Annotated in this window: 1 protein-coding gene; it reads left to right on the forward strand. The window is 54.5% G+C overall.

Annotation, left to right across the window (positions count from 1 at the left end):
* Positions 1-333: 333 nt before the first annotated feature.
* The coding region (locus QP802_RS11160; RefSeq protein WP_284818906.1) for a hypothetical protein at positions 334-1052 on the forward strand (719 nt) is incomplete at its 3' end.

Below are 1052 nucleotides of genomic sequence, written 5' to 3' on the forward strand. Positions count from 1 at the left end.
GCAATCTCTTACCAACCCTTGCATATATGCGCATAATATGCGGGTGGGTTGATTGTTGAACACCCATCGACAGGTGTCGGTGGGTTTGTTGAACATGTTGGGTTTGCTGCGATGGTTTCTGAGTGTTTTTTAAGCTATGTGTGCAGTTTGTGGGGCTAGATGTGTTGAACAATCCGGGTTTTGTAGGCGTGTTTTTGCCTGTTTGGTTGGGGCGTTGTGGGCGGATTGGTCATGTATAGTTCGGGTGCATAAACTTGGGGTCAGAACAACGAAGGGTTTCATGTTCCACCGGTTGGGTGGTGCGTGATGGAAGGTATAAGGATTGTGACAACGATGATGAACAGCATTGCACGGAAGGTGTGTGTAGCAGCGTGTGTGTTGGCCGTTGCGGCTAATGGTGCACAGGTTGCTCACGCGGAGATGGCTGTTGCTGACTCGTCGGTCACAGTGACCGCTGACGGGCCGGGTGCGGTCTTTCACAACTCGGTAACACAGCCGGGTCGTATTTCGACGTTGAAGTTTACGGATGCCCGCTCCATTGCTGGCAGCCAGGAGTCCTCACTGTATGTGGACCTGCGTGCCGATGGTGCGCTAGTGGATTTAGAGGCTGGCCTTAACGTGGATACGCACCGTGATGGTAACACCCAGGTGGTCATCTACCGCGGTGAAGACCAGGACGCTGGTGTGTCGGTCGAGCGTGAATACCGCTTTGATGGCAACCGTGTCGATGTCATTGTGCGGGTGACCAACAACAAGGATTCCTCGGCGTTTGTGCAGGCGGATCTGACGAACCAGATTAACTCCCAGGTTGGCCTTTCCGGCTCCTACGATGATGGGAAGTTTGTTGTTGCCCCGGCACAGCTTGGCTATGAGACTGCGGTGTCGTTCGATAATGCAACCTCGTCTGGTGTAGCCGATGCGTTCCAGCGCACCACGGCTGCCGGTGAGGTTGGGTTTGTGGATCCGGCAGGGGCCAGCTTCCAGCGTGGTCGTTGGTTTGAGCGCATTGATGCTGGTGCAACGTTGACTGCTGCCATGCACATGGAGGTTAC

The sequence above is a fragment of the Corynebacterium sp. UMB10119B genome, from assembly GCF_030228125.1.
In the GTDB taxonomy this organism is placed as follows: domain Bacteria; phylum Actinomycetota; class Actinomycetes; order Mycobacteriales; family Mycobacteriaceae; genus Corynebacterium; species Corynebacterium pseudogenitalium.